Here is a 3328-nt window from a genome sequence, read left to right as displayed (position 1 = left end):
ATATGATATATTGTTTCGTATCAAAAATAAAGAACTTAAAGGCATAATGAGTGCCCTAATAGCGGGCCTCTCCGGGATTTTAATTGCATCTTATGGAAATGAGGTCCTACAACAGTTTCCTACCGGGCCTATTTTATATATATGTATGACATTTATTATAATGGGGCGGTATTTTGACAAGGAAATCGAAAACAGAGAAGCCGAAAATAGCAAGTTATCTTCAGAAAACGAATATACATCTAATTAAGATTTAGCATAAGGATATGAATGATGTCTATATATCTATAATAACCGTCAACTATAATGGAATGAGTGATACATGCCACATGATAGATAGCTTAATGCAATATCTATCTGAAATATCGTATGAAATCATTATAGTGGATAATGCTTCTTTAAAAGATGAAATTACTGAGATACAAGCAAAATATAAAAACATACATTGTATAAAAAGTGATTCGAACTTAGGTTTTGCAGGAGGAAATAATTTGGGGATAATCCAGGCTAAGGGAAAATACGTCTTATTATTGAATAATGATACATATATTAATGATGATTCATTATTAGATCTCGCAGAGTTTTTAGATTCAAACGCAATTGTTGGAGCAGTCTCTCCTAAAATAAAATTTGCAGATTCCAATATTATTCAGTTTGCTGGCTATACAGATTTATCTCAAGTCACATTGAGAAATAGGCTGATTGGTTTTGGAGAGGCTGATTTAGGTCAATATGATACACCGGCTAAATCTCCATTCCTGCATGGAGCAGCGATGATGCTTAGACGAGATATTATAAAAAAAGTAGGTCTAATGCCTGAAATATATTTTTTATATTACGAGGAGTTAGACTGGTGCGAACAAATAAAGAAGAACGGATTTGAATTATGGTATACCCCTCAGGCTGTAGTTTTTCATAAAGAAAGCCGGAGTGTAGGACAAAATAGTCCTTTGCGATGTTATTATATGACACGCAACAGATTACTGTATGCATGGAGGAACAGAAGAGGAATAATTCGATTAGTGGCTATACTATATCAATTTCTTATCGCTAATCCTAAAGGTATATTTACCTACACATTGAATGGACGTCTCGATCTAGTTAGAGCTTCTATAAGGGGAATGATTAATTTTACTAATATGAAAAAAACTTTATGATCCTCGTTAATATAGTTGATTCAATATTATTTGTATTGATGTTATTTTCTGTTTTGTATCTTCTTATTTTTGCAATAGCTTCGCTAAATAAGAAAAAGATACATTACCCTGAAACAGACAATAAACTCAAATATGTTATTCTTTTTCCGGCGTACAAAGAAGATAAGGTTATAGTATCATCCGTAAAATCCTTCCTTGCGCAAGATTATCCTAAATGTTATTTCGATGTTGTTGTTATTTCGGATCAGCTAAAAGATGAAACAAACGAAGAACTTTCACAATTACCTATTAAGCTGCTTATTGCAAATTACGAAGACAGTACAAAAGCAAAAGCTTTAATTTTTGCTCTTGACAATTTAAGTAAAGATGATTATGATGTTGTAGCAATAATAGATGCGGACAATACGGTAAGTACTAATTTTTTGAATGAAATAAATAAAGCATTTTTCTTTGGTATAAGAGCCCTACAGGTTCACCGCACAGCAAAAAATCCGGAGACAGACATGGCCATCTTAGATGCCGCGAGCGAAGAGATAAACAATTCTTTTTTCAGAAGCGGGCATATACGGTTAGGCTTATCGTCTGCTCTTAGTGGATCAGGGATGGCATTCGAATACAAATGGTTTAAAAAGAATATTAAAAATATATCTTCTGTAGGAGAAGACAAAGAATTGGAGCTGCAATTATTACGACAGGGTATATATATTGATTATCTGGAAGATGTATTTGTATATGATCAGAAAGTACAGAATCAACAAGTCTTTTATAATCAACGACGACGATGGATGGCTTCTCAATACGAAAATTTGGCAAAAGGAATAAAGTATATTTCAGAAGCATTGAGAACAGGAAATATCGATTTATTTAATAAACTTATACAATGGGCTATGCTCCCTCGATTGATTTTATTGGGATTAATATTCGTTCTTGCGGTTCTATTTTTATTTATTAATATATTTTGGTCTATAAAATGGTGGATATTGTTAATGTTTATGTGCTTATCTCTAGCCATTGCTATCCCGGATGAAATGGTTAATGAGCGTTTGATTAAAATACTCAGAAAATTACCTAAGCTTTTTATTTTAATGGTTATTAATCTATTTAGAATGAAAGGCGCAAAAAAGAAATTTATACACACAGAACATTGACATTAAGAATAGTAAATGAAGATTGCAATTGAAGCACAACGTATATTTCGAAAGAAGAAACATGGAATGGATATTGTCATTCTAGAAGCTTTGAAGGAAATAAAGAGACAAGATACATCTAATGAGTATTATATATTCGTAGCACCGGGACCTGACAAGTGTTTAGAAAAAACCTCAAATTTTCATATAGTAGAAGTAAAATGTCCGTCCTATATATTATGGGAGCAAATAGGATTGCCTTGTGCTGTATCTAAAATAAAACCCGATGTGCTGCACTGTACAAGTAATACTGCACCTCTGTTTGTAAATGTACCGTTGATAGTAACATTACATGATATAATATTTTTAGAAAAGAAACAAAGTTCCAATAAGTCTCTATACCAAAATTTAGGACGCATATATAGAAAACTTGTTGTACCTCGAATATTATCTAAAAGCAAGAAAATCATCACCGTATCAGATTTTGAACGCGAAAACATTTGTAAAAAAACAAATACGCCATCATCTAAGGTAGTCACTATTCACAATGGATATAATAAGCGATTTCATTATATACCAAACTATCATAATGTTACAAACAAATATATAGAAGATGACAACTATATTTTATTCTTTGGGAACACAGATCCTAAAAAAAACACTTCGCGAACAATAAAAGCTTATGCTCTATATCTCGAGAAATCCGATTATAAAAGACCTTTATTGATTTTAGATATTAATAAATCTATTATTGAAGAAATTCTCAAGAAGGAAAATATAGAGCACATAAAACCTTTTGTACACTGTCCAGGATATATAAATAATTCAGATCTACCATATATATACAATGGAGCATTTGTTTTCATTTACCCATCATTGAGAGAAAGTTTTGGACTACCGATAGTGGAGTCGATGGGCTGCGGAACCCCTGTTATTGTATCCAATACATCGGCTATCCCCGAAGTAGCAGGTGAGGGAGCTTTATACACAGATCCATATAACGAACAAGATATTGCTAATAAGCTGCTACTTATCGAAAAAGATAAA

At 32.3% G+C, this 3328-nt stretch carries 3 protein-coding genes and 1 pseudogene; all 4 read left to right on the top strand.

Annotated features, from left to right (window positions below):
• Positions 1–247 (top strand): annotated as a pseudogene (locus tag LDB17_RS08070) (O-antigen ligase domain-containing protein); the annotation flags it as partial.
• A 16-nt stretch (positions 248–263) separates the two neighbouring features.
• On the top strand, positions 264–1154 hold the full coding sequence (locus tag LDB17_RS08065) for a glycosyltransferase family 2 protein (protein WP_252639040.1): 891 nt from the start codon (positions 264–266) through the stop codon (positions 1152–1154).
• Positions 1151–2302, top strand: a complete 1152-nt coding sequence (locus LDB17_RS08060) for a glycosyltransferase (RefSeq protein ID WP_393924984.1) — start codon at positions 1151–1153, stop codon at positions 2300–2302. The genes LDB17_RS08065 and LDB17_RS08060 overlap by 4 nt, the downstream gene beginning before the upstream one ends.
• A 15-nt stretch (positions 2303–2317) precedes the next feature.
• Positions 2318–3328 (top strand): glycosyltransferase family 4 protein (locus LDB17_RS08055; protein WP_393924983.1); only part of this gene is annotated, 1011 nt, incomplete at its 3' end.

The organism is Dysgonomonas sp. Shenzhen-Wh21 (genome assembly GCF_043392705.1).
In the GTDB taxonomy this organism is placed as follows: domain Bacteria; phylum Bacteroidota; class Bacteroidia; order Bacteroidales; family Dysgonomonadaceae; genus Dysgonomonas.
The sequence above is the reverse complement of the archived record's forward strand: the minus strand, read 5'-3'. Positions and strand labels throughout refer to the sequence as shown.